The following is a 22459-nucleotide window of genomic DNA, read 5'->3' as shown; positions in this document are numbered from 1 at the left end:
GCCGGGCGCTTCGGACCGGCTGACGCCCGGCTGACGGCCGTTCCTCAGCGCTGTGTACCGTGCGGACCATGCGTTTCGGGGTGCTGGGTCAGCTCGCGGTGTGGGACGACCGGGACGAGCCCGTCCACGTCCCCGAGGCCAAGGTCCGGGCGCTGCTGGCCGACCTGCTCGTCCACGAGGGACGGCCGGTGGCGGCCGACCGGCTGATCGACGACCTGTGGGGCGACGCCCCGCCCGGCAACCCCGCCAACGCCCTCCAGGCCAAGGTGTCCCAGCTGCGCCGCACGCTCGGCCGCGACCGGGTGGTCCACGAGGCCGCCGGGTACCGGCTGCGGATCGACGACCCCGGGGACGTGGACGCGGGACGGTTCCGGGCCCTGGCGGAACGGGCCCGGGACGCCGCCGACCCGGTCGCGCCGCTCACCGAGGCCCTGGGGCTGTGGCGGGGCCCGGCGTTCGCGGACTTCGCCGACGCGGAGTTCGCGCGGGCGGCGGCCGACCGGCTGAACGAACAGCGCCTGGCCGTCGTGGAGGAGCGCGCCGAGGCCCTGCTCGCGGCGGGCGACCACCTGCTGCTGGTCGGGGAGCTGACCGACCTGGTGGCCCGGCACCCGCTGCGCGAACGCCTGCGCGCCGCCCACATGCGCGCCCTGTACCTGGCGGGCCGCCAGGGCGAGGCCCTGGAGTCCTACACGGCGCTGCGCGAGCGGCTGGCCGACGAGCTGGGCGTCGATCCCGGCCCGAAGCTGACGGCCCTGCACCAGGCGATCCTGCGGCAGGACGCCACGCTCCTGCCGCGTTCCGCGCCCGCCCACGACCACACCACCCCCGCCGGGCCCACCGCGCCCACCGCGTCCGTCGCGTCGGCGCGCGCGGGCCTCCAGGCCCCGCCGCTGCCCGCGCCGCTCACCCCGCTGATCGGCCGGGACCATGCCCTGGCGGAGGTGGAACGGCTCCTGGACGGCGCCCGGCTGGTCACGCTGACCGGGCCGGGCGGGGTCGGCAAGACGCGGCTGGCGGTCGAGGCCGCCCACCGGCTCTCCCCCGGCTCCCCCGACGGCGTGTGGCTGGTCGAGCTGGCCGGGCTGGGCGCCGGCGACGACGTCGCGCGGGCCGTCGCCGCCGTCCTCGGCGTCCGCGACGACGCGCCGGACGCCGCCCCGCTCGCCGAACGGCTCGCCGCCGCCCTGCGCGACCGCCGCCCGCTGCTGGTGCTGGACAACTGCGAGCACGTCGTCCGGTCGGCCGCCGCGCTGGCCGACCGGCTGCTGCGCGCCGTCCCGGGGCTGCGGATCCTCGCCACCGGCCGCGAGCCCCTCGACGTGGCGGGCGAGACCGTCGTGCCGGTGGAGCCGCTGCCGACCGCCGACGCGGTGCGGCTGTTCACCGAACGCGCCCGCGCCTCGGCCCCCGGCGTCGCCCTCGACGCCGGCGCCGTCACCGAGATCTGCGAGCGCCTCGACGGCATCCCGCTGGCGCTGGAGCTGGCCGCGACGCGGGTGCGCGGGCTGGGCGTGCGGGAGCTGGCGGCGCGGCTGGAGAACCGGTTCCGGGTGCTGACCTCGGGGCGGCGCGGCGCGCCGGAACGCCAGCAGACCCTGCGCGCGGTGATCGACTGGAGCTGGGAGCTGCTGGGCGCGCCCGAGCGGATCGTGCTGCGCCGCCTGTCGGTGCACCGCGACGGCTGCACCCTGGAGGCCGCCGAGGCGGTGTGCGCCGGGGACGGCGTGGCCCCCGGGGAGGTCCTCGACCTGGTGACCCGGCTGGTGGACCGGTCCCTGGTCGTCATGGTGGACGGCCCGGCGGGGCCGCGCTACCGGCTGCTGGAGTCGGTGGCGGCGTACGCGGGCGAGCGCCTGCGGGAGATGGAGGACCACCACGCCACCCGCCACCGCCACCTGCGGTACCACCTGGACCTCGCCGAACGCGCCGAACCCCGGCTCCGGGGCGCCGGGCAGCGCGAGGAGCTCGGCCGCCTGGACGCCGAGGCCGCCAACCTGCGGGCCGCGCTGGGCGAGGCGATCGCGCGGCGGGGTCCCGAGGCCGCCCGCCTGGTGAAGGCCCTGTGCTGGTGGTGGCTGCTGCGGGGCCGCCTCGCCGAGGGCCGCGCCCATCTGGCGTCGGCGCTACGGGACTGTCCCCCGGACCCGGAGGTCCGGGAGCTGCACCGGGCGTTCCGGCTGCTGACCGGCGACCCGCGGGCCGCGGACGAGGACGGGGACGGGGAAGCGGCGCCGCCGCCGGTCCCCGCCGGCGCGGAGTCCGCGCGGGCGGCGTGGCTGCACGCGTTCGGGCTGTTCCACGCCGGCGCGCTCGCCGCCAGCGAGGACCTGGTCGCCCGCGTCCTGGACGCCTCCGACGACGAGTGGACCACCGCCGCCGCGCTCGGCCTGCGCGCCATGCACGCGCTCGTCCGGGGCGACCTCGACGCCGTCGAACGCGACGGCCGCCGCAGCGCCGGGATGTTCCGCGCGCTCGGCGACCGGTGGGGCGAACTCCAGTCCGTCACCCCGCTGGCCTCCCTCGCCGAGATCCGGGGCGACTACGCCGAGACCGAGCGCCTCCAGCGCGAGGGCCTGAGCATCGCCCGCGAGCTGGACCTGGCCGCCGAGGTCTCGGCCCGCACCTCCGGGCTGGGACGGCTGGCGCTGCTCGCCCACGACTGGGACCGCGCCCGCGACCTGCACGAACGCGCCCTGCGCCAGGCCGCCGAGCAGGGGTACATCTACGGCGAGCTGCACGCGCTGATGGGCCTGGCGCTGGGCGCGCGCCGCTCCGGCGACCTGGCCGCCGCCGAACGGCACCTGACCCGCATCCGCGACGAGCACACGTCCTCGGAGATCGGCGAGCACCTGCTGGCGGCCGAGTTCGGGTTCCTCGCCGAGATGCGCGGGAACGCCGCCGAGGCCGCCGAGCACCACCGGCGCGGCCTGAGGATCGCCCGGTCGGTCGCCGAGCCCCGCGCCGTCGCCCTGTCCCTGGAGGGCCTGGCGGGCGCGGCGGTCCTCGCCGGGGAGCCCGGGCGCGCCGCGCTGCTGCTGGGCGCGGCCGACGCGGCGCGCCGGTCGGTGGGCGCCCCGCTGCCGCCCGGCGAACGCCTCGACGTCGACCGGATCACGGCGGCCGCGACCCGGGCCCTCGGCGCGGCGGCGTTCGCGGCGGCGTTCCGGGAGGGCGGCTACTGGTCGGCGGGCTCGTGGCCGCCGCCCGGCACCACCACGCCGGACTCGTAGGCCAGCATCACCGCCTGCGCGCGGTCCCGCAGCCCCAGCTTCGTGAACACGCGCGCCACGTGCGTCTTCACCGTGTGCTCGCTGACCACCAGCTTCCGGGCGATCTCGCCGTTGGACAGGCCGCCCGCGATCAGCGTCAGCACCTCGGTCTCCCGGGCCGTCAGCGTCGACAGCTCCGCCGGGGCCTGCGGGCGCCGCCGCCGCTGCCGGGTGAACTCGCGGATCAGGCGGCCCGTCACCTGCGGGGCCAGCAGCGAGTCCCCGCGCGCCACCACCCGCACCGCCGACACCAGCTCCTCGGCGGTGGCGTCCTTCAGCAGGAAGCCGCTCGCCCCGACCGCCAGCGCCTCGTAGACGTACTCGTCCACGTCGAACGTCGTCAGCACCAGCACCCGCGCCCCGCCGTCCACCGAGGACGCCCACGGCTGCGCCAGGATCCGCCGGGTCGCCTCGATGCCGTCCATCCCCGGCATCCGGATGTCCATGACGACCACGTCGGGGCGGTGCGCCTCGGCCAGCCGGACTGCGTCGCGGCCGTCGGCGCCCTCGCCGACGACGGTGATGTCGGGCTGGGCGTTCAGCAGCGCCGCGAACCCGGCCCGCACGATGGTCTGGTCATCGACGATCAGCACCTTGATCATTACGAGCCGGTTCCTCCCTCGACTGCGGGGCCAGCGGAAGCTCGGCCTCCACCGCGAACCCGCCCTCGGTGACCGGTCCGGCGGAGAAGCGCCCGCCCAGCATGGTCGCACGTTCCCGCATCCCCACGAGACCGTGCCCGCCGGACCCCTCCGGCGGAGGAGCGGCGGGCTGCACGCGGGTCCGGTCCGGGTCGGGAACGGTGGCCTGCGGGTCCAGTACGGCGGTACGGGAGCCGAACGCCTCCCGGTTCAACACCATCGTGGGAGCGTGCGCCCCGTCGTCGAGGACCCGCACCGCCAGCCGGTCGGGCAGGTACGTCAGCTCGACGTGGACCTCCGAGCCGGGCGCGTGCCGCCGGGCGTTCGTCAGCGCCTCCTGGACGATCCGGTACGCCGACAGCTCCACCGTCGTGGACAGCGCGCGCGGGTCGCCGCGCACCTCCAGGTCCACCCGGCCGCCCGCGCCCCGGTGCTGCTCGATCAGCTCCGGCAGCCGGTCCAGCCGCGGCTGCGGGGCCGAGTCCGGCTCGGGCCGGGCGTCGGCGCGCAGCACGCTCAGCAGCCGCCGCATCTCCACCAGCGCCTCCCGCGCCGTCTTCGCGATCTCCGCATAGCCCTCGCGGGCCTGCGGCGACAGGCCGTCCATGGTGTAGGGCGCGGTCTCCGCCTGCACGGCGATCATGGAGACGGAGTGGGCGACGACGTCGTGCAGCTCGCGCGCGATGCGGGCGCGCTCGCGCATCACGGCCTGCTCGCGCTGCACGGCGGTCAGCCGGGTGAGGGTCTCGTTGTTGCGCTCCTGCGCGGCGGCCTCGGCGTGGTCGGCGGCCTCCACGGTGCGGCGCGCGTCGCCCAGGCCGATCGCGGCCAGCACCGCCACCACGGCGGCGGGCCAGGGCACCCGGTCCAGGCTGGAGGTCGCCAGGTACACCACCGCGACGGTCGCGGCGCTGCCGACCGCCAGCACCCCCGCCGACTGGCGCGGCATCTGCCGTCCCAGGCAGTACAGCGTGTACAGGGCCGCGAACGTGGTGGTCACCAGCAGGGTCTGCCCGGTCAGCAGGCTCGCCGCGAACGCCCCCAGCACCACCGCCGCCACCGGCCGCAGGTACTCGCGCCGCCACACCAGCGGCAGCGTCGCCGCGAGCGCGAACCCGCCCGCCACGCTCACCGGCGTCCGGACCTGCGGCGTCAGCTCGGCGACCGCCGCCAGGGCGAGGGCCAGGCCGGTCAGCGGCGCGAACCACCAGGACCGGTGGGCCTCCGCCCAGATGTTGATCCACCGGGGCAGCGGCGCGGTGACCGTGCTCGACGGCGCCGGGCCCCCGCCGCGCCCGGTGAGCTTCGCGCCGATCCGGCGGCCGAGCGGGCGCAGCAGCGTTCCGATCCCGGTCAGCACCCACAGCAGCAGTTGCCCGACGCCCGCGACGATGCGGCCCGACAGTCGCCACGCGTGGTGGGCGAGGGCGGGGCCGAATCCGGTCGGGGCGCGTCGGTCGGTGGTCCGGTCGATGCGGTCGTCGCTGGTCACGTTCCCATGGTGACCGCTCCGAGCCCCGTTTCACCTCACCATGCGGAGTTATGCGGAGAGGCGGAATCCCTCTGGAGGACGACCTTCGGTCCCTCCTTCAGGGGGACGCCCCGGGCTCCGGCGGCCGCGTAATGTCTTCATCGTGACCGGCACGGCGGTCCCGCCGACGTAGGGGGTACGGCGGACCGCCAGGTCACACCAGAACCGCCCGGAATTCAGGGGCCGGGCGGGGACCGATGGGAAGGCTCCCTCGCCGGGCGGCCGTGCCAGTGCCCCTCGGGGCGCGAACGGTCATGTCCTGGGCTGGGGTCGACCGGACGCGGACGGCCGCTCCGGCGAGGGAACGGCCCTCCCACGGCACACTCCAGGGTGACCAAGGCCACATCCGGCCGGCACTCATACCCGTTCCTTTGCTCACGGAACGCGCCCGCCCGGCGGCCCGTTGACACATCTCCCGGAGAATCAGACGCGGGGGATCGACCATGCCACTTCTCCGCCGGAACCACGCCGCCCCGCCACGCAAGACGAGACGGGACGCGACACCACGGGACGCGACGACGTCCACCAGGCTCACCGGGCCCACCGCGACCACTGCACCCACCGAGCCCACCGAGCCCACCACACTCACTGCGCTGACCGTGCGCACCGAGCTCACCGTGAACATCGGGCCCGCCGTGACCACCGGGTCCACCACGTTCACCGCACCCCCCGCGCTCGCCGCGTTCACCGCCGTGTTCGCCACCGTGCTCACTGCCGTGTTCACCGCCGTCCCGGCATACGCCGAGTGTCACTGTTGGCGCTTCGTCCGTCCGGAGGGACGCCCGCCGGACGCCGTCCTGACCGGGATCACCACCCCGGCCGCACGGGCCGCCTGGGCGGTCGGGCAGAAGGGCGGCGCGCCGTTCGCCCTGGCCTGGAACGGGGCCCGCTGGACCGAGACGGCCCTGCCCGTCCCCGCCGGGACCACGCTGGAGGGCGTCTCCGCCGCCACCGCCCGCGACGCCTGGGCCGTGGGCGCGTCCGGCGGCACCGCCCGCCTGGCCCGCTGGACGGACGGCCGCTGGACGCCCGCCTCGTTCGCGGGGACCCCGCGCGCCGTGGACGCCCGCACCCCCACCGACGCGTGGATCGCCGGAAGCGCCGGCCACCGCGCGGCCCTGTGGCGCTGGGACGGCTCCCGCTGGACCCCCGTCCCCGTCGACGCGCCCGCCGGGAGCGAGCTGGCGGCGGTGTCGGCCCGCTCCGCCGACGACGCCTGGGCCGCCGGCCACGCCGGGTCCCGGCCGCTGCTGCTGCGCTGGGCCGGCGGGCGGTGGAGCGCCGTCGCGGGCTCCGCCCGCGAGGGGACGCTCACCGACGTGGCCGCCACCGGCCCGGGCGACGCCTGGACGGTCGGCGCCACGCCCTCCGGGACCCCGCTGGTGGAACGCTGGGACGGCCGCGCCTGGACCGCCGTCCCCGCCCCGGTCCCGCACGGCCGCCTCCACGCGGTGGCCCCCGACGGCCGCGGCGGCGTCTGGGTCGCGGGCGAGGACGCGACCGGCCGCCCGCTCCTGGCCCGCCGGACGGGCGGCGCCTGGGACGTCTCCCGCCCGGCGGTCCCCGACCCCAGCGGCGACGACCCCGGCGACGGCGCGGCCTCCGTCACGTCCCTGGCCCTGCTCCCGGGCACCGCGAAGGTGACGGCGGCGGGCTCCTACGGCCGCCCCGGCGACCCGCTCCGCCACGCCATCACCTGGACCAACACCCCGCGCCCCCGCTGACCGCGCCCCGGAACGCGCGACGGGCGCCCACCCCCGAGGGTGGACGCCCGTACGGCGAGGCGGCGGGTCAGGACGAGGCCGGGGCCTCGGGCTTGGTCGTGGGCGGGGTGTGCGCGTCGTCGTCGCCCAGCGCCGGCTCCAGGTAGATCAGCGTCGCCTCCGGGAAGTCGGCGCGGATCCTCCCCTCGGCGGCGTCGATGCCCCGGGCCACGTCGGCGGCCGTGTGGTCGTGGCGCACCGCGATCTTGGCGGCGATCAGCATCTCCTCGGGACCCACGTACTGGGTGCGGATGTGCATCACGCGCTCGACCTGCTCGACCGACTCCAGCGCCGCGATGATCCGCTCCTCCTGCTCGGGGTCGGCGCCCTCGCCGATCAGCAGGCTCTTGGTCTCGATCGCCAGGATGATCGCGATGGCGGCCAGCAGCACGCCGATGCAGACGGTGCCGATGCCGTCCCAGACCAGGTCGCCGGTGACCACGGCCATCGTGACGCCCGCCAGCGCCAGGATCAGGCCGACCAGCGCGCCCAGGTCCTCCAGCAGCACGACCGGCAGCTCGGGGGCCTTGGCGCGGCGGATGAACTGCCACCAGGACTTGTCGCCCCGGACCAGGTTCGACTCCTTGATCGCGGTGCGGAAGGAGAACGTCTCCAGGATGATCGCGACGATCAGGACGCCGAACGCCCAGCCCGGCGAGTCCATCTTGGCGTGCGGATGCGTCGTCGCCTCATGGATCTTGTGGTAGCCCTCGTACAGCGAGAACACCGCACCGACGGTGAACAGCACCACCGCGACGACGAACGCGTAGAAGTAGCGCTCCCGTCCGTAGCCGAACGGGTGCTTGCGGGTGCGGCGGCGCTCGGAGCGCTTGCGGCCCACCAGCAGCAGCGCCTGGTTCCCGGAGTCGGCGACCGAGTGGATGCCCTCGGCCAGCATCGACGACGAACCGGTGAAGCCGAACGCGACGAACTTGGCCGTGGCGATGCCCAGATTCGCGACCAGGGCGGCGAGAATCGCCTTGGTACCGCCTTCTGCACTCATATCTACGCAATCCTCGCTTTAAGCTCTTGGATGGCCGTCACGGGCGTGGGATCGACTCCCAGCGCGATAGCCAAGTAAACCGTGACGTAGTCCCCGAGCGCGACGAGGGTGGCGATTCTTTCCAGCGGATGATCGCCCTCGGCCATGATCTCGGTGACCGCGACGCCCCGGTCGCGCGCCAGCTCCACCGACACCTCGCGGCGCTTGGCCACCTGCGGGTGCTCCTCGGTGTCGCGCAGCACGACCAGGTGCAGGCCGTGCTCGGGGTCGTCGGCGCGGTCCCGGAAGAAGTCGTCCGGGTCGCCCGGGCCGCCGCCCGCCGCGCGCGCGAAGAACCCGTCGAACGCCACCACCTGGTTGTGGTCGGCCTCCGGCAGCTCGCCGTGGACGCCGGGGTACTTGGCGTTCTCGTTGAGCTGGCAGCAGAAGCGGTAGGCGGCCGTCCCGGCGAGCGGCGAGGTCCCCCACACCAGCGGGAGGTCGCCCGCCAGGTCCAGCGCGATCCGCTTGGCCGGGTTCACGAACGGCTCGCTGTCCGGACGGCACCGGTTGGCCATGTCCTCCAGCCGGGTCGCGGCCGACTCGAACACCGCGTCGGGGGCGTCCAGCAGCCCCAGCTCGCGGGTCGCCAGCAGCAGCGGGACGGTCAGCCCCCACAGCGTCGCGCGCGGCTGGCCGGCGGACCGGACCGGGACGAACAGGCCCCGGCCGCGCTCGGCCAGCTCGGCCAGCGGCGAGTCCGCGCCGCCCACGAACAGCAGCCGCGCCCCGCGCCGCGCCGCCTCGGCGGCCACCGCGAGGGTCTCCTCGGTGCCGCCCGAGCAGGACACCGCGATCACCAGGTCGGCCGCGCCGACCCAGCCGGGCAGCCGGTAGCCGCGCACCGTCACGATCGGCACGGCGCAGCCCACCCCGGCGACGGCCGCCAGCACGTCCCCGGAGATGCCCGAGCCGCCCATGCCGGTCACCACGATCGCGCGCGGCCGGCCGTCCCGCGCCAGCGCGGCGATCCCCGCCTCGGCGGTCAGCCGCTGGGCCTCCCGGATCTGCGCGGCCGACGAGGCGACCTGCCGCAGCATCCCCCCGGGGTCGGCGGCCTCGATCGAGGCCGCGTCCGCCAGACGTCCCTCGTCAACCGCGTCGCTCATCGGGCGGGGGCCCGCCCCTCGTCCACCAGCAGTACCGGGATGCCGTCGCGGACCGCGTAGGCGTACCCGCAGGTGCCGGTGCAGACCAGCTCCTCGGCGGCCTCGTCGGGCTCCAGCCCTCCGCCGCAGTTCGGGCAGGCCAGGATCTCCAGCAGCCAGGAATCGAGCTTCACCGTCACTTCCCCCTCACGATCGCCAGGACCTCGTCCCGGACGCGGGCCATGGTGGCCTCGTCCCCCGCCTCCGCGTTGAGGCGCAGCAGCGGCTCGGTGTTGGAGGGCCGCAGGTTGAACCACCAGTCGTCGGTCCCGACGGTCAGCCCGTCCAGTTCGTCGATCGTAACGCCGGGCCGCCCCGCGAACGCCGCCCGGACCCGGTCGGTCGCCGCCGCCTGGTCGGCGACCTCGCTGTTGATCTCGCCGGAGGCGGCGTACCGGTCGTAGGCGGTCAGCAGCTCCGACAGCGGCCCGTCCTGCTCGCCGAGGGCGGCCAGCACGTGCAGCGCGGCCAGCATCCCCGAGTCGGCGAACCAGAAGTCGCGGAAGTAGAAGTGCGCCGAGTGCTCGCCGCCGAACACCGCGCCGGTCTCGGCCATCGTCTGCTTGATGAACGAGTGCCCCACGCGGGTGCGGACCGGGGCGCCGCCGTTCTCGGCGATCACCTCCGGCACGGTGCGGGAGGTGATCAGGTTGTGCACGATCGAGGCGCCGGGGTACTTGGCCAGCTCGCGGGCGGCGACCAGCGCGGTGATCGCGGACGGGGAGACGATCTCGCCGCGCTCGTCCACGACGAAGCAGCGGTCGGCGTCGCCGTCGAACGCCAGCCCGAGGTCGGCCCCGGTCTCGCGGACCTTCGCCTGGAGGTCGCGCATGTTCGCGGGCTCGATCGGGTTGGCCTCGTGGTTGGGGAAGGTGCCGTCCAGCTCGAAGTACAGCGGCACCAGGTCGACCGGCAGGCCGGCGAGGACCGTGGGGACGGTGTGGCCGCCCATGCCGTTGCCCGCGTCCACCGCGACCCTCAGCGGGCGGATGCCGGACAGGTCCACCAGGGTCTTGAGGTGGTCGGCGTAGCCCTTGAGCAGGTCGCGCTGGGTGATCTCGCCGGGCGCGCCGTCGTGGGCGGGGACGCCCCGCTCGACCAGCTCGCGGATCTCGGCCAGGCCGGTGTCGCGGCCGATCGGCCGGGCCCCGGCGCGGCACAGCTTCATGCCGTTGTAGCGGGCCGGGTTGTGGCTGGCGGTGAACATCACGCCGGGCAGGTCCAGCACGCCGGAGGCGTAGTAGAGCATGTCGGTGGAGCCCAGCCCGGCCTCGACCACGTCCGCGCCCTGGGCGGTCGCGCCGCGGGCGAACGCCGCCGCCAGCGGCGCCGAGGACTCGCGCATGTCGTGGGCGGTGACGACCGCGGCGGCGCCGGTCACCCGCACGAAGGCCGCGCCGACCGCCTCGGCGGTCTCGGCGTCCAGCTCCTGCGGCACCAGCCCGCGGATGTCGTACGCCTTGAAGATCTTGGCGAGGTCGCCCACTCCCGTGCTCCCCATTTCCGACGGATTGACAGGCCACGAGCCTACCGGGAGACCCGCCGGACGCGGGCCCGCCCGCCGGTGGCGGACGGCGGTGACGCCCGGCGGGACCGGAGCGGGAGGCGGCGGGCCTACTCCTGGGTGGGCTGGGTCCCGGCGGGTTCGGAGCGCAGCACCCGCAGGTGCCCGCGGCGGCCGACCTCGGTGGCCTGCCCGACCGGCTCGACGCCGCCGGGCGCGGGCTTGGCGGCCTCGCGGACCGCGTCGGCCAGGGCCTCCAGGTCGTCGGCGCTCGGTTCGCTCGGGGTCTCCACCGGCAGCCGGACCAGCTCCCAGCCCATGGGCGCGGTGAGCCGCTCGGAGTGCTCCGCGCACAGGTCGTAGCAGTGCGGCTCGGCGTACGTGGCGAGGGGCCCCAGGACCGCGGTGGAGTCGCGGTAGACGTACGTGAGCGTGAACACTGCCGGCGCCTTGCAGGCAGTGCGGGAGCAGATTCGGACGGGGCTCACGATGGCCGACCGTACCCCTCCATCGTCGCGTCCGCCACCACCACGCGGCACGTGTCGCCGTTACCGGTCAATTTCCCCGGCAATGATCACAATCACGCCATCGGTGATCACTGCCCGTCACCGCCGGCGGTGCCGAGCCAGCGGGCGATGGCCGCGCCCCGGGTGCGCACGCCCAGCTTGGCGAAGATCCGGTTGATGTGGTTCTTGACCGTGTACTCCGAGATCACCAGGCTCCGCGCGATCTCGCCGTTGGACAGGCCGCGCGCGATGAGGTGCATCACCTCGCTCTCGCGCCGCGACAGCGGGCACGGGGGGGCCGGTGCGGGATGCGCCGCGAGCGCGTACTGCGGCGGGTGGTGCGGCTCGGGACCGGCCGGGGCGTCCCGGTGCAGGGCCGCCACGACGGCCCGGCCCGCCGCCGGGGACAGCGGGCAGTCCACGCCCGCGACGGTGTCGCGGACGGCCTCCACCAGCCGGGTCACGTCGAACGAGCCGTGCACCAGGTACCCGGACGCGCCCGCGCGGATCGCCGCGCCCACCACCTCGGGCGCGTCGTCGTAGGACAGCATCAGGACCTTGGTCAGGGCGCTGATCGGCCCGGCGGCGGTCACGCCGTCGGTGCCCGGCATCCGCACGTCCAGCAGGACGAGGTCGGGCCGCAGCAGCCGGGCCTGCTCGATGGCGTGGGCGCCGTCCACGGCCTCGCCCACGACGGTCAGCCCGCCCGCCTCCAGCAGGCTGACCAGTCCGGCCCGGACGATCGGGTTGTCGTCGGCCACCAGCACGCGCACCGGTGGCTCGACGGCCGTCCCGGCGGCGGGGGCGGCGGGGTGCGTCTCCATCGCGGCTCCGTCCCTTCCGTTCAGATGAGGGTGGGGTGGGAGATCAGGGTCCCGGCGCGGTTCATCGGCCGCTCCGGGCGGTCGGTCGGGGCCGGGGACCGAGCTCGGCGGGCGGCACCGGCACCGTCATCGTGACCAGCGTGCCGCGGCCGGGGGCCGACCAGACCGCCAGGCGCCCGCCCACCCGGCGGGCGCGCTCGGCCATGCCGACCAGGCCGTAGTGGCCCGCGCGGGCCAGCGGGTCCAGCCGTTCCCCGGCGGGCATGGCGAAGCCCCGCCCGTCGTCGCGCACCGCCAGCTCCACGGCGTCGTCGCGCCAGGACAGCCGCACCTCCACCGCCGAGGCGGCGGCGTGCCGCCGGACGTTGGCCAGCGCCTCCTTCAGCACCGAGACGATCTCGTAGCGGACCGTGCGGGGCAGCGGTCCCGCGCCCGACGGGTCGGACCGGTCGGGCGACTCGTCGGCGACGGTCACCCGCACCGGGACGCCGTCCTCGCGACCCCACTCGGCGATCACCCGCCGGACGGCGGCGGCCAGCGGCATCACGTGCGCGTCGTCGCGCAGCTCGGCGATCAGCCCGCGCGCCTCGCGGGTGGCGACCCCCAGCGCCGCGACGATGTCGCGGGCGGTCCGCTCGGCGCGGTCGGGGTCGCGGCGGATCCAGACCGGCAGCACCGCCGCCGACATCCCGATGCCGTGCAGGGTCTTGGCGAGGGAGTCGTGCATCTCGCGGGCCAGGCGGGCGCGCTCCTCGGCGGCGGCGAGCATCGTCTCGACGTGCCGCCGCGAGTCCTCGACCTCGGCGTACTGGTCGAACAGCGCCCGCAGCGCCACCCCGGCGCAGGCGGTCAGCGGGTAGAACGCCGGGAGCCCGATCAGCACGCCGGGCGCGCCCGGGTCGGGCAGCCCCGGCCCCACCGCCATCGCCACGTAGCACAGCGCGACCTGCGCGCCGCTGACCAGCAGCACCGGGCCCCAGGAGAACAGCACCCCGGCGAGCGCCGACGTCATCACGGTGAACAGGAAGAACGGCCCGAACACGCCGCCCATCGCCAGCACCGAGCCCGCCAGCACCGCGTCCAGGCAGGCCAGCACGGGATGCCGCAGCAGCCACTCCAGCACGGTGCGCCAGCGCACCTCGGCCAGCACGGTCGCCACCGCCACCACGGCGACGGCCCCCAGCAGGTTCGGGGTCCACTCCGCGACGGGGGTCAGCACCAGCGCCATCGCCATCAGCAGCGCGCGCAGCACCAGCACCAGCCGGAACGTCACCGCCAGCCGGGCGGCGCCCGGACCGGCGCAGGAGGGGGTCTCGGCGGCCCGGCCGCCGCGGGTCAGTCGGAGCATCGCGGATCGTCGCAGACACGCAGGCCGTCGGAGGTCTTGAACAGGTCCAGGAGCCGGTCCGGGCTGCTGATGTGGTACGCGCCGCCGTCGGTGGCGCGGGCGAGCTGCCGGAGTCCGGGCGGCACCCCGTCGCCGAAGCCGACCACGACGACGCTCACCGCCCGGTCGTACCGGAACGACCGGCTCAGCGACCGCACCGCCGCGGCGTGGTCGGGCTCCAGGGGTTCCCGTCCACCCCGGGTGGTGAACACCAGCACGACGTTCAGTCCGTCTCCGTATTCGCGTTCCATCTGCCGGTGGGCGGCCAGGACGGCGGCGTTCAGCCCCCGGCGGGACGGCGCCGGCCGGGTCCGGTTCCGCAGCCTGTCCAGCGCCCGGTCGAGGCGGTAGAACTGGGTGACCCCGGAGGGGATCCGGTCGCTGAGCCGCCGCACCGGGACGAGCGGCCGGTGGGGGGCGCGGCGCCGCCCGGTGACCTCCCATATCCCGAACGCCGTGTTCGGCGCCATCAGGGTCAGGCCCGTGTCGAGCGCGCCGGTCATCGCCTCCAGTCCCTCGGCGCGCGCCCGCGCGTCGCCGGGCGGGGCGCCCGCCCGGTCGATCACCGCGAGCACCCGCAGGTTCTGCCCGATGCGCCGCCAGCTCTCCCGCACCCGGGCGGCCGCGCCGGGCCGGGCCAGCTCCAGGGCGCGCGGCGCGCGCGCCGGGGCGCGTTCCCAGGCGGCGGCGACGGGGTGGGCGTCCTCGCCGGGGCGGGCCGGGGCGGGGGCGGTGCGGGCCGCGCTGCGCAGCCCGACCCGCCGGAGCTGGGCGGTGCCGTCGGCGCCGCGCAGCTCCGCCAGCAGCGCCGCCGCGGTCCGGCCGTCGGCCGCGCCGCGCGCCGCGACGAAGAACGGGAAGTCCAGGTAGGGGGCCCCGCGCGCGGGGTAGACGGTCTCGACGGGCCGGACGGCGCGCGTCCCGGTGTGCCGCCACGCCCGGTGCTCGGGGACCACGGCGACCTCGGCGGGCCCGTCCTCGCCCACGCCGGTGAGCGCCGCGCCCAGGTCCGTCCCGTCCGGGAGCGTCCGGACGGTGCGCATGGTCGCGGCGAACCGGGCGGTGACGCCGCGCGCCGTCGTGGCGTGGACGGTGGACTCCAGGGCCAGCAGCGTCAGCATCCCCGTCCCGGTCCGCGACGGGTCGGGGACCCGCAGCAGGTAGCGGGGCGTGGCGGCCCTCGCCGCGTGGAACACGCGGTCGGCGGCGACGCCGGGGCCGAACGCCGCCCAGGCCCGCCGGTCCAGCTCCGAGCGGTGCCGCCGGGCGTCCGCGGTGGTTAGCACGAACACCAGCGGCGAGGAGGCGACCGAGGCGGGGGGCCGTCCGGCGGCGGGCCGGATCGCGCGCGGCAGCATGTCCAGCCACAGCGAGGAGTCGGGGATCCACACGTCGGGGGTGCCCCGGCCGGTGCGGAACAGCGCCGCGGTCTCCCCCGACCGCCCGGCGGAGACCTTCACGGCCGCGCAGCGTCCCGCCTTGCGGCGCGCCTGGTTGAGGGAGGCGGCGACGGCGGTGACGGCGGGCGCGACGGCGGGGTCGGCGGTCACCGTCAGCAGGGCCGCCGGGTCGCAGGAGGGGCCGCGGACGGCCACCACCCAGCCGCCCCCGCCCAGCAGCAGGCCGAGGCCCAGCGCCGCGGCGACGGCGAGGGTGAGCCGGTCCCGGCTGCGCCGCAGCCGCCGGGAGGCCAGCGCCCCCGGCCCCGGGAGCGACCCCGGTCCGGTGAACGGGTTCGGCGCGGCGCCCGGCGCCCGGCCGGGCGCCTCGACGACCACCGCCTCGTCCCAGGAAGGGAACGGGGACGGGACGGGCCCGTCCGCGTCCGAATCCGACGTTGAGGGACCCAACCGAAAGCGACCCTTCGTCAATCATCGGCCCATCGGTGCCCTGGGGGCACCGTTGTGTCACTTTAGCCACGATCATGAACCGGACCGGGCGGTTCCGGCGGCCCCATGCTCTCCTGGAGTGGCTCTACCTGGTACTCCAGGCCCAAAAATTTGATCAAAAACTAAGGTCGTCTGATGCTCCAGTACCAGCGCGGCGGGCCGGGCGCCCTCGGGGCCGGCCGGCCGGGCGCGGCCGGACGGCCTCCGGAGACGGGCGGTAAGCTGGGAACCGTGCGATCCCGTGTGGCTGGCGTGCGGCGTCGTGACCGTCACGGTCGCGGCCTCCGCGGCCCCCTGACGCCCCCGTTGGCGCCGATCTCCCGTACCCGCGCGGAACGCTTCGACGACCTCGTCCACGACGAGGTGCGCCGGCTGACCGAACGCTGGGACCAGGAGCTGACCCATGTCGAGTTCGCCGTGATGGAGGTCCCGGACGTGGAGCCCCGCTCCGAGGGGCCGGTGCCGCTGTCGGCGACGCTGTCCGGCGGCGCGGGCCGGCCGGTGCGGATCGTGGTCTACCGGCGCCCCGTCGAGGTCCGCGCCTCCGGCGAGCGCGAGACGGCCCGGCTGGTGCGCGACCTGCTGGTGGAGGAGGTCGCCGACCTCCTCGGCCTGGCCCCCGAGTCGGTCGACCCGAGCTACGACTCCCCCGACGACTGACCCGCCCGCGCCCCTGCCCGCCCGGCGGTGAATAGTGCCTGGGTACCTACCGGCCTCCCCCGACTCCCGACAGGGTGATCAACGGCCCTGATCATGGCGATCACGGCCGTTCCGCACCACCCCGAAGGGACGCCGCCATGCCCTCCCGCGCCGCGCGGTCAGCCGCGCTGTCCGCCGTCCTGTCCACCGCGCTGTCCGCCACCGCCGTCGCCGCCGTCGCGACCGCCGCCCCCGCCTCGGCCGCCGGCGCCCTGCCGGTGTACTTCGTGCACGGCATCGACTGGAACCACAGCCGGGCCGGGGACGCCCGGATCAACTGCGACAGCACGTGGAAGAACGCCATCTCCGCGCTGCGGGCCAAGGGCTGGACCACCCCCATGATCACGTGGGGGTACTACGCCAAGGACACCCGCTGCACGCGCAAGTTCAAGGGCGACCTCAACACGCGCATCCAGGAGCTGGGACGGCAGCTCGCCTGGGACATCCACAACCACTACGGCAAGAGCGGCAAGCCCGTCGCGGTCGTCGGGCACTCCATGGGCGGGCTGGTCATCCGGGCCGCGCTGGAGGGCACCCGGCGGTACGGGGCCAACAAGGACTGGCCCGACCGCCTGCTCGTCCGGTACGCCGTCACCTACAGCACCCCGCACACCGGGACCAGCTGGGGCACCAGCTGCCTGGCCGTGCGCGGCTGGGAGCAGTGCAGCGACGTCCGCCCCAACAGCGGGTTCCTGCGCTGGGCGGGCCAGAACCCGCAGGGCTCCGGCGGCACCGAGTGGACGCTGGTCGGCGCCTCCGACGACGACATGATCACCACCGGGTCGGCGACCGGGATGCGCGCCAAGCGCAAGGTGAAGTACGCCGCCGGGCAGGGCCTGGAGCACAGCACGGTCAAGAACAAGGGCACCGGCAACACCTGGAAGGCGAGCCGTTCCAACGACTTCGGCAAGACCTGGCGCAGCGGCACGGGCGCCGGCCCGCTGCTGCTGCTCCACCGGGTGCTGTCGGGCTCCTCCGCCTGATCCTCCCGCTCCCCCTCACCCACGACGACGGGCCTCGGCCCCGGCCTCCCCTGCCGGGTCCGAGGCCCGTCGCCTCACCGGCCACCGTTTCCTGAATCCGGCGCCGTATTTCACCGGGATCCTGTCACCGCCGCCGACGCCGGAACAAGCAGAAAGGCGATGTGGGCGCGCCGCCGCCCGGAAATTGGGAGTCAGGCACCAGGCGCATTAGTGCCACGGTTCCTGGCGGCCGGGACCTGGAACTCCATACCGTTCCCCACGGTCGTGTCCGATCTTCGCGGGAAAGGAGAAGGCAGATGTCGAACCGTACGGCGCAGGCGCTCGCCGCCGTCCCGGCCGGGACCCGTCGCGCAGCCCGGCGTCTCCCTCACGGACCTGCGGGTACGCCATCGCGAGGCCCACAGGACCGGAAAGTGGCCGAGCCGCCGCCCGGCCCTCTCGCGCGGGCGCCCCACCCGGCCGGCCGGCAGGCCGCGGAAGGGCGTCCGGAATCCACGGGCGGGCGTGAACAGCGTTTTCCCGTAGCCGGGCACGACCTCCAGAAATGCGAGTACCCGACCCCCCGTTTCCGGAATGAACGGCGGAACATCCCTGCTCCGCCCTTCCCTCCCTCAATCCGAAAAGGATGAGAAAATGAGCTTCTCCCCTGCGATCGCCGTCAAGCGCGCCGCCGTCGTCGGCGGCCTCGGCCTGGCCATGGGCGCGGGCATGCTCGGCACCGCCACCGCGCACGCCGACATCCACGCCACGGGCAAGCCCACCAAGTCCTTCGACGTGTGCCTGCCGAAGGCCGCCAAGTGCACCGGCATGTCCAAGGTGCGCGTCAAGGGCCAGGTCCTCTTCGTTCCGAGCAACGTGCGGATCCACTACTCCGGCTACAACCGGCTGAAGGTCCGCGCCTCCCTGCAGTACACGATCGACCTCAAGACCGGCAGGGACATCGTCAAGAAGGTGCCGTTCGGGGCGAAGCTGAAGCCGCAGACCGTGGCCACCAAGGTCAAGGCCGCCAACATCAAGAAGATCACCTTCAAGGTGTGCAAGGGCACCGGCAACGACTGCGGCAAGCCCCAGGTCGTGACCCCGGGTCGCGGCGTGCGCTGACCCGCGACCGCCCCCGCCAGACTCCGGCCGGGCGTTCCGTGACCGCGGAAACCCCCGATCGTCCGGCCGGTGACAGGAGGGAATCCCTCCCGTGGTGACGCGACGGCCCGCGCATGACGCGCGGGCCGTCGCTTCGTGTTCGGTAGCGGTGTCGGTTCCGGTCGGTCGGTCCTCGTCGGTCGGTCCTGGTCAGTCGGTTCCGGTCGGCGCCGGCCCACCCGCGTTCGCGCGTGCGCGCATGCCCTGCCTCCCCCTCGCACGGCGCCGTGCGTCCCGTCGCCGCCCCGGCAGGGGCCGGGACGGCGGGTCGGAACGCGGTCCGCCGCGGGCCCCCTGCCCGCGGCGGCCGGCCGTCACCCGGCCTGACGCTTCAGCTTCCGCCGCTCCCGCTCCGACAGACCCCCCCAAATTCCGAAACGTTCATCGTGCTGCAACGCGTACTCAAGGCACTCGGCCCGTACCTCGCATGCCCGGCACACCTTCTTGGCCTCGCGAGTGGAGCCGCCCTTCTCCGGAAAAAACGCCTCCGGGTCCGTCTGCGCGCACAACGCGCGCTCCTGCCAGCCCAACTCTTCGCCGTCTGTGCCGTGCGCCAGCGGGATGACCACCTCGCTCACAGCGCACCTCCTAGCCCGTGGAGCCCCCTGGTCGATGCCTTCCCTCCAGCTCCATCCCCCGAGAAGGCATAGAACTACACCCACGAAATTACACGTGTGTAGTGCCTGCCCCGTCAAGCGGAACCAGTTTCCGAAGGGACAAAGAGGGGTTTTTGGGGTAGCACCGCGATCTGCTTTGACCAGAGATCAGATAAACGCGGCTTCACCTGGGGTAATCAGGAGATCACTACGACGGACGGTTGTCGCGGTACCAGTCCCCGCCCTCGTTCGGCGGCTGCTCGCCGGGCTGCTGGCCCGGCTGCTGCCCCTGCTGCGGCTGTCCGTACCCCTGACCGGGCTGTCCGTAACCCGGCTGCCCGGTGTCGCTGCCCGCCCCTCCGTAGGCGCGGGTCCACTCGCCGACGTTCTCCTCCTCGGCGGGCTGCTGCCCCTGCTGCGGCTGCTGCCCGTACTGCTGGTACTGCTGCTGGGGCTGGCCGTACTGCTGCTCCGGCTGGCCGAACTGCTGCGGCTGCTGCCCGTAGCCCTGCTGGGGCTGGCCGAACTGCTGGCCGTACTGCTGGCCCTGCTGCGGCTGGCCGAACTGCTGCTCCGGCTGGCCGAACTGCTGCTGGGGCTGCCCGAACTGCTGCCCCTGCGGCTGGCCGAAACCGGGGTAGCCGCCCTGGCCCACCTGGCCGGGCTGGGCCTGCGGGCGCGCGGGCTGCATCCCCTTGAAGACCGTCAGGACGAACCAGATCGCCAGCCCGACCACCGCCAGCCGCGCCGCGCCGTACAGGAACACCGCCAGCTTGTCGGCGGCGCTCGCCAGGCCCGACGGCACCAGCATCGCGCTCAGCCACGCGACCACGCCGAACAGCGCGACGCCGCCCAGCACGCCGAGGGCGCCCATCACCACGGTGCGGGCCTGCCTGGTCTCGGTCGCCCACACCGACAGCGCGACCGCCAGCACCACCAGCAGCACCTGGCCGGTGTGGGTGAAGAACCCGCCGGTGATCTCGGCCAGGGCGCGCGACTTGAACGAGCTGCCGACCTCCTGACCGGCGATCTCGCCGCTGACGCCGCCCGCCAGCAGGGCGATCAGTCCGGCGAGCAGTTGCAGTCCGGCGGCCCCCAGCAGGACCCAGGCGGCGGGCTCGCGCAGGCGCTGGACGGCTTCCTTGTTCACGGCGACATCTCCCGGCGGTGCTGTCACGGTCACGGCAAACGGTTTCTTCGAAAAGCTTCGCACATCCCCGCCCTGACCGCCGCCCCGCCCTTGATCGCCGGGCGGTGTCCGGCCCGGCCCGCCGCGGCCCTTAGGCTGATCGGCATGAGGATCGTGGCGCTGGCGGGCGGCATCGGCGGGGCCCGCTTCCTGCGCGGACTGCAGGCGGCCGCCCCCGAGGCCGACATCACCGTCATCGGCAACACCGGCGACGACATCTCGCTGTTCGGGCTGCGGGTCTGCCCCGACCTGGACACCGTCATGTACACGCTCGGCGGCGGCATCAACGAGGAGCAGGGCTGGGGCCGCGCCGGCGAGTCGTTCACGGTGAAGGAGGAGCTGCTCGCCTACGGCGTCGGGCCGTCCTGGTTCGGGCTGGGCGACCGGGACTTCGCCACCCACATCGTGCGGACGCAGATGCTGGCGGCCGGGTACGAGCTGTCGGCGGTCACCGAGGCGCTGTGCGACCGGTGGAAGCCGGGCGTGCGGCTGATCCCGATGACCGACGACCAGGTCGAGACGCACGTCGTGGTCGACGACCCCGAGCACGGCCGCCGCGCGATCCACTTCCAGGAGTGGTGGGTGCGGCTGCGCGCCGCGCTCCCGGCGCGGTCGATCGTCCCGGTCGGCGCGGAGGAGGCCAGGCCCGCGCCGGGCGTGCTGAAGGCGATCGAGTCGGCCGACTTCGTGCTGCTCCCGCCGTCCAACCCGGTGGTGAGCGTCGGCACGATCCTGGCGATCCCCGGCATCCGCGACGCGGTCGCCGCCAAGACCGTCGTCGGCGTCTCCCCGATCATCGGGGGCGCCCCGGTGCGCGGCATGGCCGACGCGTGCCTGACCGCGATCGGCGTGGAGACCTCCGCCCGCGCCGTCGCCGAGCACTACGGGCCGGACCTGCTGGACGGCTGGCTGGTCGACGAGGCCGACGCCGGCGTGGCGGTGGACGGGATCGCGGTGCGGTCGCGCCCGCTGCTGATGAGCGACGCCGGCGCCACCCGGGCGATCGCCGCCGCCGCCGTCGGGCTGGCCCGGGAGCTGTCGGGAGGGCCGGCCGCGTGAACGTGCGGGTGTTCGGGATCCCCGATGTCCCCGAGGTGGGGGAGGGCGACGACATCGCCGCGTTCGTCCCGGCCGACCTGGTCGAGGACGGCGACGTGCTGGTGGTCACCTCCAAGATCGTGAGCAAGGCGGAGGGCCGGGTCCTGGTCGCCGACGACCGGGAGAAGGCGATCGACGCCGAGACCGTCCGGGTCGTGGCCCGGCGCCGGCACGCCGGCGGCGAGACGCGGATCGTGGAGACCCGCCAGGGCCTGGTGCTGGCCGCCGCCGGGGTGGACGCCTCCAACACCGCGCCCGGCACCGTCCTGCTGCTGCCGGAGGACCCCGACGCCTCGGCCCACCGCATCCGCGCCGCGCTGCGCGCGCGGACCGGCCGCGACGTCGCCGTGATCGTCTCCGACACCATGGGCCGTCCCTGGCGCAACGGGCTGACCGACAACGCGATCGGCGTCGCCGGGCTGCGCCCGCTGCACGACTTCCGGGGCCGCGAGGACGCCTACGGCAACCCGCTGAGCGCGACCGTCACCGCCGTCGCCGACGAGATCGCCTCGGCCGCCGAGCTGGTGAAGGGCAAGCTCGACGGCGTGCCGATCGCGGTCGTGCGGGGTCTCGGCCCGCTGGTGACCGAGGAGGACGGGCCGGGCGCGCGGGCGCTGGTGCGCCCCTCGGCGGAGGACATGTTCCGCTACGGCGCGGCCGACGTGCTGTACGCGCGCCGCACGATCCGCGAGTTCACCGGCGAGCCGGTGGACGGGGAGGCGGTGCGCCGCGCCGTCGCCGCCGCGATCACCGCGCCCGCGCCGCACCACACCACGCCGTGGCGGTTCGTGCTGCTGGAGTCGGAGCGGGCGCGGACCGAGCTGCTGGACGCGATGCGCGACGCGTGGGAGGCGGACCTGCGGCGCGACGGCTTCACCGAGGAGTCGATCGCCAGGCGGCTGCGCCGGGGCGACGTGCTGCGCCGCGCGCCCTACCTGATCGTGCCGTGCCTGGTGATGGACGGCTCGCACGACTACCCCGACGAGCGGCGCGCCGCCGCCGAGCGCGAGATGTTCGTCGTCGCGACCGGCGCGGGCGTGCAGAACCTCCTGGTGCAGCTCGCCGTGGAGGGGCTGGGCTCGTGCTGGGTGTCGAGCACGATGTTCTGCCGCGACGTGGTCCGCGAGTCCCTGGACCTGCCGGACGACTGGGACCCGATGGGCGCGGTCGGCGTCGGCCACGCCGCCGCTCCCCCGCGCGGTCGCCCGCCGCGCGACCCGGCGGCGTTCATCGAGGTCCGCTAGCGC

The 22459-nt window shown here is 75.2% G+C and carries 19 protein-coding genes; 7 read left to right on the top strand and 12 right to left on the bottom strand.

Features of this window, described 5'->3' with window-relative positions; translation table 11 throughout:
• Nucleotides 1–68: 68 nt before the first annotated feature.
• Nucleotides 69–3233 (top strand): AfsR/SARP family transcriptional regulator, encoded by a 3165-nt coding sequence (locus HNR61_RS31275; protein WP_182846733.1) that lies wholly within the window; start codon nt 69–71, stop codon nt 3231–3233.
• On the opposite strand, the gene HNR61_RS31270 is transcribed toward HNR61_RS31275, so the two are convergent.
• Nucleotides 3179–3874, bottom strand: a complete 696-nt coding sequence (locus tag HNR61_RS31270) for a response regulator (RefSeq protein WP_067833520.1) — start codon at nt 3872–3874, stop codon at nt 3179–3181. The genes HNR61_RS31275 and HNR61_RS31270 overlap by 55 nt on opposite strands.
• On the bottom strand, nt 3849–5405 hold the full coding sequence (locus tag HNR61_RS50140) for a sensor histidine kinase (RefSeq protein WP_312898184.1): 1557 nt from the start codon (nt 5403–5405) through the stop codon (nt 3849–3851). Before HNR61_RS50140 ends, HNR61_RS31270 begins: the two co-directional genes overlap by 26 nt.
• Before the next feature lie 482 nt (nt 5406–5887).
• On the opposite strand from HNR61_RS50140, the gene HNR61_RS31260 reads away from it, so the two are divergent.
• Complete coding sequence (locus tag HNR61_RS31260) at nt 5888–7168, top strand: WD40/YVTN/BNR-like repeat-containing protein (protein WP_182846732.1); 1281 nt, start codon at nt 5888–5890, stop codon at nt 7166–7168.
• Between the two features lie 67 nt (nt 7169–7235).
• Here the strand turns inward: HNR61_RS31260 and HNR61_RS31255 are convergent, their stop codons facing one another.
• The 8 genes from HNR61_RS31255 to HNR61_RS31220 all read right to left on the bottom strand — a co-directional run bounded on the left by HNR61_RS31255 (nt 7236) and on the right by HNR61_RS31220 (nt 15396).
• A complete protein-coding gene (locus HNR61_RS31255) occupies nt 7236–8210 on the bottom strand; it encodes a cation diffusion facilitator family transporter (RefSeq protein WP_182846731.1) in 975 nt (324 codons plus the stop codon).
• Between the two features lie 2 nt (nt 8211–8212).
• Nucleotides 8213–9358 carry an SIS domain-containing protein gene (locus HNR61_RS31250; protein ID WP_182846730.1) on the bottom strand — a complete coding sequence of 382 codons (1146 nt, stop codon included), beginning with the start codon at nt 9356–9358 and terminating at the stop codon, nt 8213–8215.
• Entirely contained in the window at nt 9355–9537 is a 183-nt protein-coding gene (locus tag HNR61_RS31245) for a Trm112 family protein (RefSeq protein ID WP_182846729.1), read from the bottom strand. Before HNR61_RS31245 ends, HNR61_RS31250 begins: the two co-directional genes overlap by 4 nt.
• Complete coding sequence (locus HNR61_RS31240; protein WP_182846728.1) at nt 9534–10883, bottom strand: phosphomannomutase/phosphoglucomutase; 1350 nt, start codon at nt 10881–10883, stop codon at nt 9534–9536. Before HNR61_RS31240 ends, HNR61_RS31245 begins: the two co-directional genes overlap by 4 nt.
• Before the next feature lie 128 nt (nt 10884–11011).
• Nucleotides 11012–11389, bottom strand: coding sequence for a DUF3499 domain-containing protein (locus tag HNR61_RS31235; protein ID WP_067833323.1), 378 nt, complete (start codon nt 11387–11389; stop codon nt 11012–11014).
• 107 nt (nt 11390–11496) lie between these two features.
• Nucleotides 11497–12231: a response regulator gene (locus HNR61_RS31230; RefSeq protein ID WP_182846727.1), complete on the bottom strand. Its 735-nt coding sequence runs from the start codon at nt 12229–12231 to the stop codon at nt 11497–11499.
• Nucleotides 12232–12292: 61 nt separating this feature from the next.
• On the bottom strand, nt 12293–13579 hold the full coding sequence (locus HNR61_RS31225; RefSeq protein ID WP_182846726.1) for a sensor histidine kinase: 1287 nt from the start codon (nt 13577–13579) through the stop codon (nt 12293–12295).
• Nucleotides 13567–15396, bottom strand: a complete 1830-nt coding sequence (locus tag HNR61_RS31220) for a substrate-binding domain-containing protein (protein WP_182846725.1) — start codon at nt 15394–15396, stop codon at nt 13567–13569. Before HNR61_RS31220 ends, HNR61_RS31225 begins: the two co-directional genes overlap by 13 nt.
• Nucleotides 15397–15750: 354 nt before the next feature.
• Here HNR61_RS31220 and HNR61_RS31215 point away from each other — a divergent pair, with 354 nt between their 5' ends.
• The 3 genes from HNR61_RS31215 to HNR61_RS31205 all read left to right on the top strand — a co-directional run bounded on the left by HNR61_RS31215 (nt 15751) and on the right by HNR61_RS31205 (nt 18290).
• Nucleotides 15751–16167: a metallopeptidase family protein gene (locus tag HNR61_RS31215; protein ID WP_312898187.1), complete on the top strand. Its 417-nt coding sequence runs from the start codon at nt 15751–15753 to the stop codon at nt 16165–16167.
• A gap of 137 nt (nt 16168–16304) precedes the next feature.
• Nucleotides 16305–17189 (top strand): esterase/lipase family protein, encoded by an 885-nt coding sequence (locus HNR61_RS31210; protein WP_182846723.1) that lies wholly within the window; start codon nt 16305–16307, stop codon nt 17187–17189.
• Between the two features lie 633 nt (nt 17190–17822).
• Complete coding sequence (locus HNR61_RS31205; protein ID WP_182846722.1) at nt 17823–18290, top strand: hypothetical protein; 468 nt, start codon at nt 17823–17825, stop codon at nt 18288–18290.
• Between the two features lie 353 nt (nt 18291–18643).
• On the opposite strand, the gene HNR61_RS31200 is transcribed toward HNR61_RS31205, so the two are convergent.
• On the bottom strand, nt 18644–18907 hold the full coding sequence (locus HNR61_RS31200) for a WhiB family transcriptional regulator (protein WP_067821232.1): 264 nt from the start codon (nt 18905–18907) through the stop codon (nt 18644–18646).
• Between the two features lie 226 nt (nt 18908–19133).
• A complete protein-coding gene (locus HNR61_RS31195; RefSeq protein ID WP_182846721.1) occupies nt 19134–20075 on the bottom strand; it encodes a hypothetical protein in 942 nt (313 codons plus the stop codon).
• 144 nt (nt 20076–20219) lie between these two features.
• Here HNR61_RS31195 and cofD point away from each other — a divergent pair, with 144 nt between their 5' ends.
• Both cofD and HNR61_RS31185 read left to right on the top strand, forming a co-directional pair.
• Nucleotides 20220–21173 carry a 2-phospho-L-lactate transferase gene (gene cofD / locus HNR61_RS31190; protein WP_182846720.1) on the top strand — a complete coding sequence of 318 codons (954 nt, stop codon included), beginning with the start codon at nt 20220–20222 and terminating at the stop codon, nt 21171–21173.
• Nucleotides 21170–22456 carry a coenzyme F420-0:L-glutamate ligase gene (locus tag HNR61_RS31185; RefSeq protein WP_182846719.1) on the top strand — a complete coding sequence of 429 codons (1287 nt, stop codon included), beginning with the start codon at nt 21170–21172 and terminating at the stop codon, nt 22454–22456. Before cofD ends, HNR61_RS31185 begins: the two co-directional genes overlap by 4 nt.
• The last annotated feature ends 3 nt before the right edge of the window (nt 22457–22459 follow it).

Source organism: Actinomadura kijaniata, from assembly GCF_014138665.1.
Classification (GTDB): Bacteria; Actinomycetota; Actinomycetes; order Streptosporangiales; family Streptosporangiaceae; genus Spirillospora; species Spirillospora kijaniata.
The sequence above is the reverse complement of the archived record's forward strand: the minus strand, read 5'-3'. Positions and strand labels throughout refer to the sequence as shown.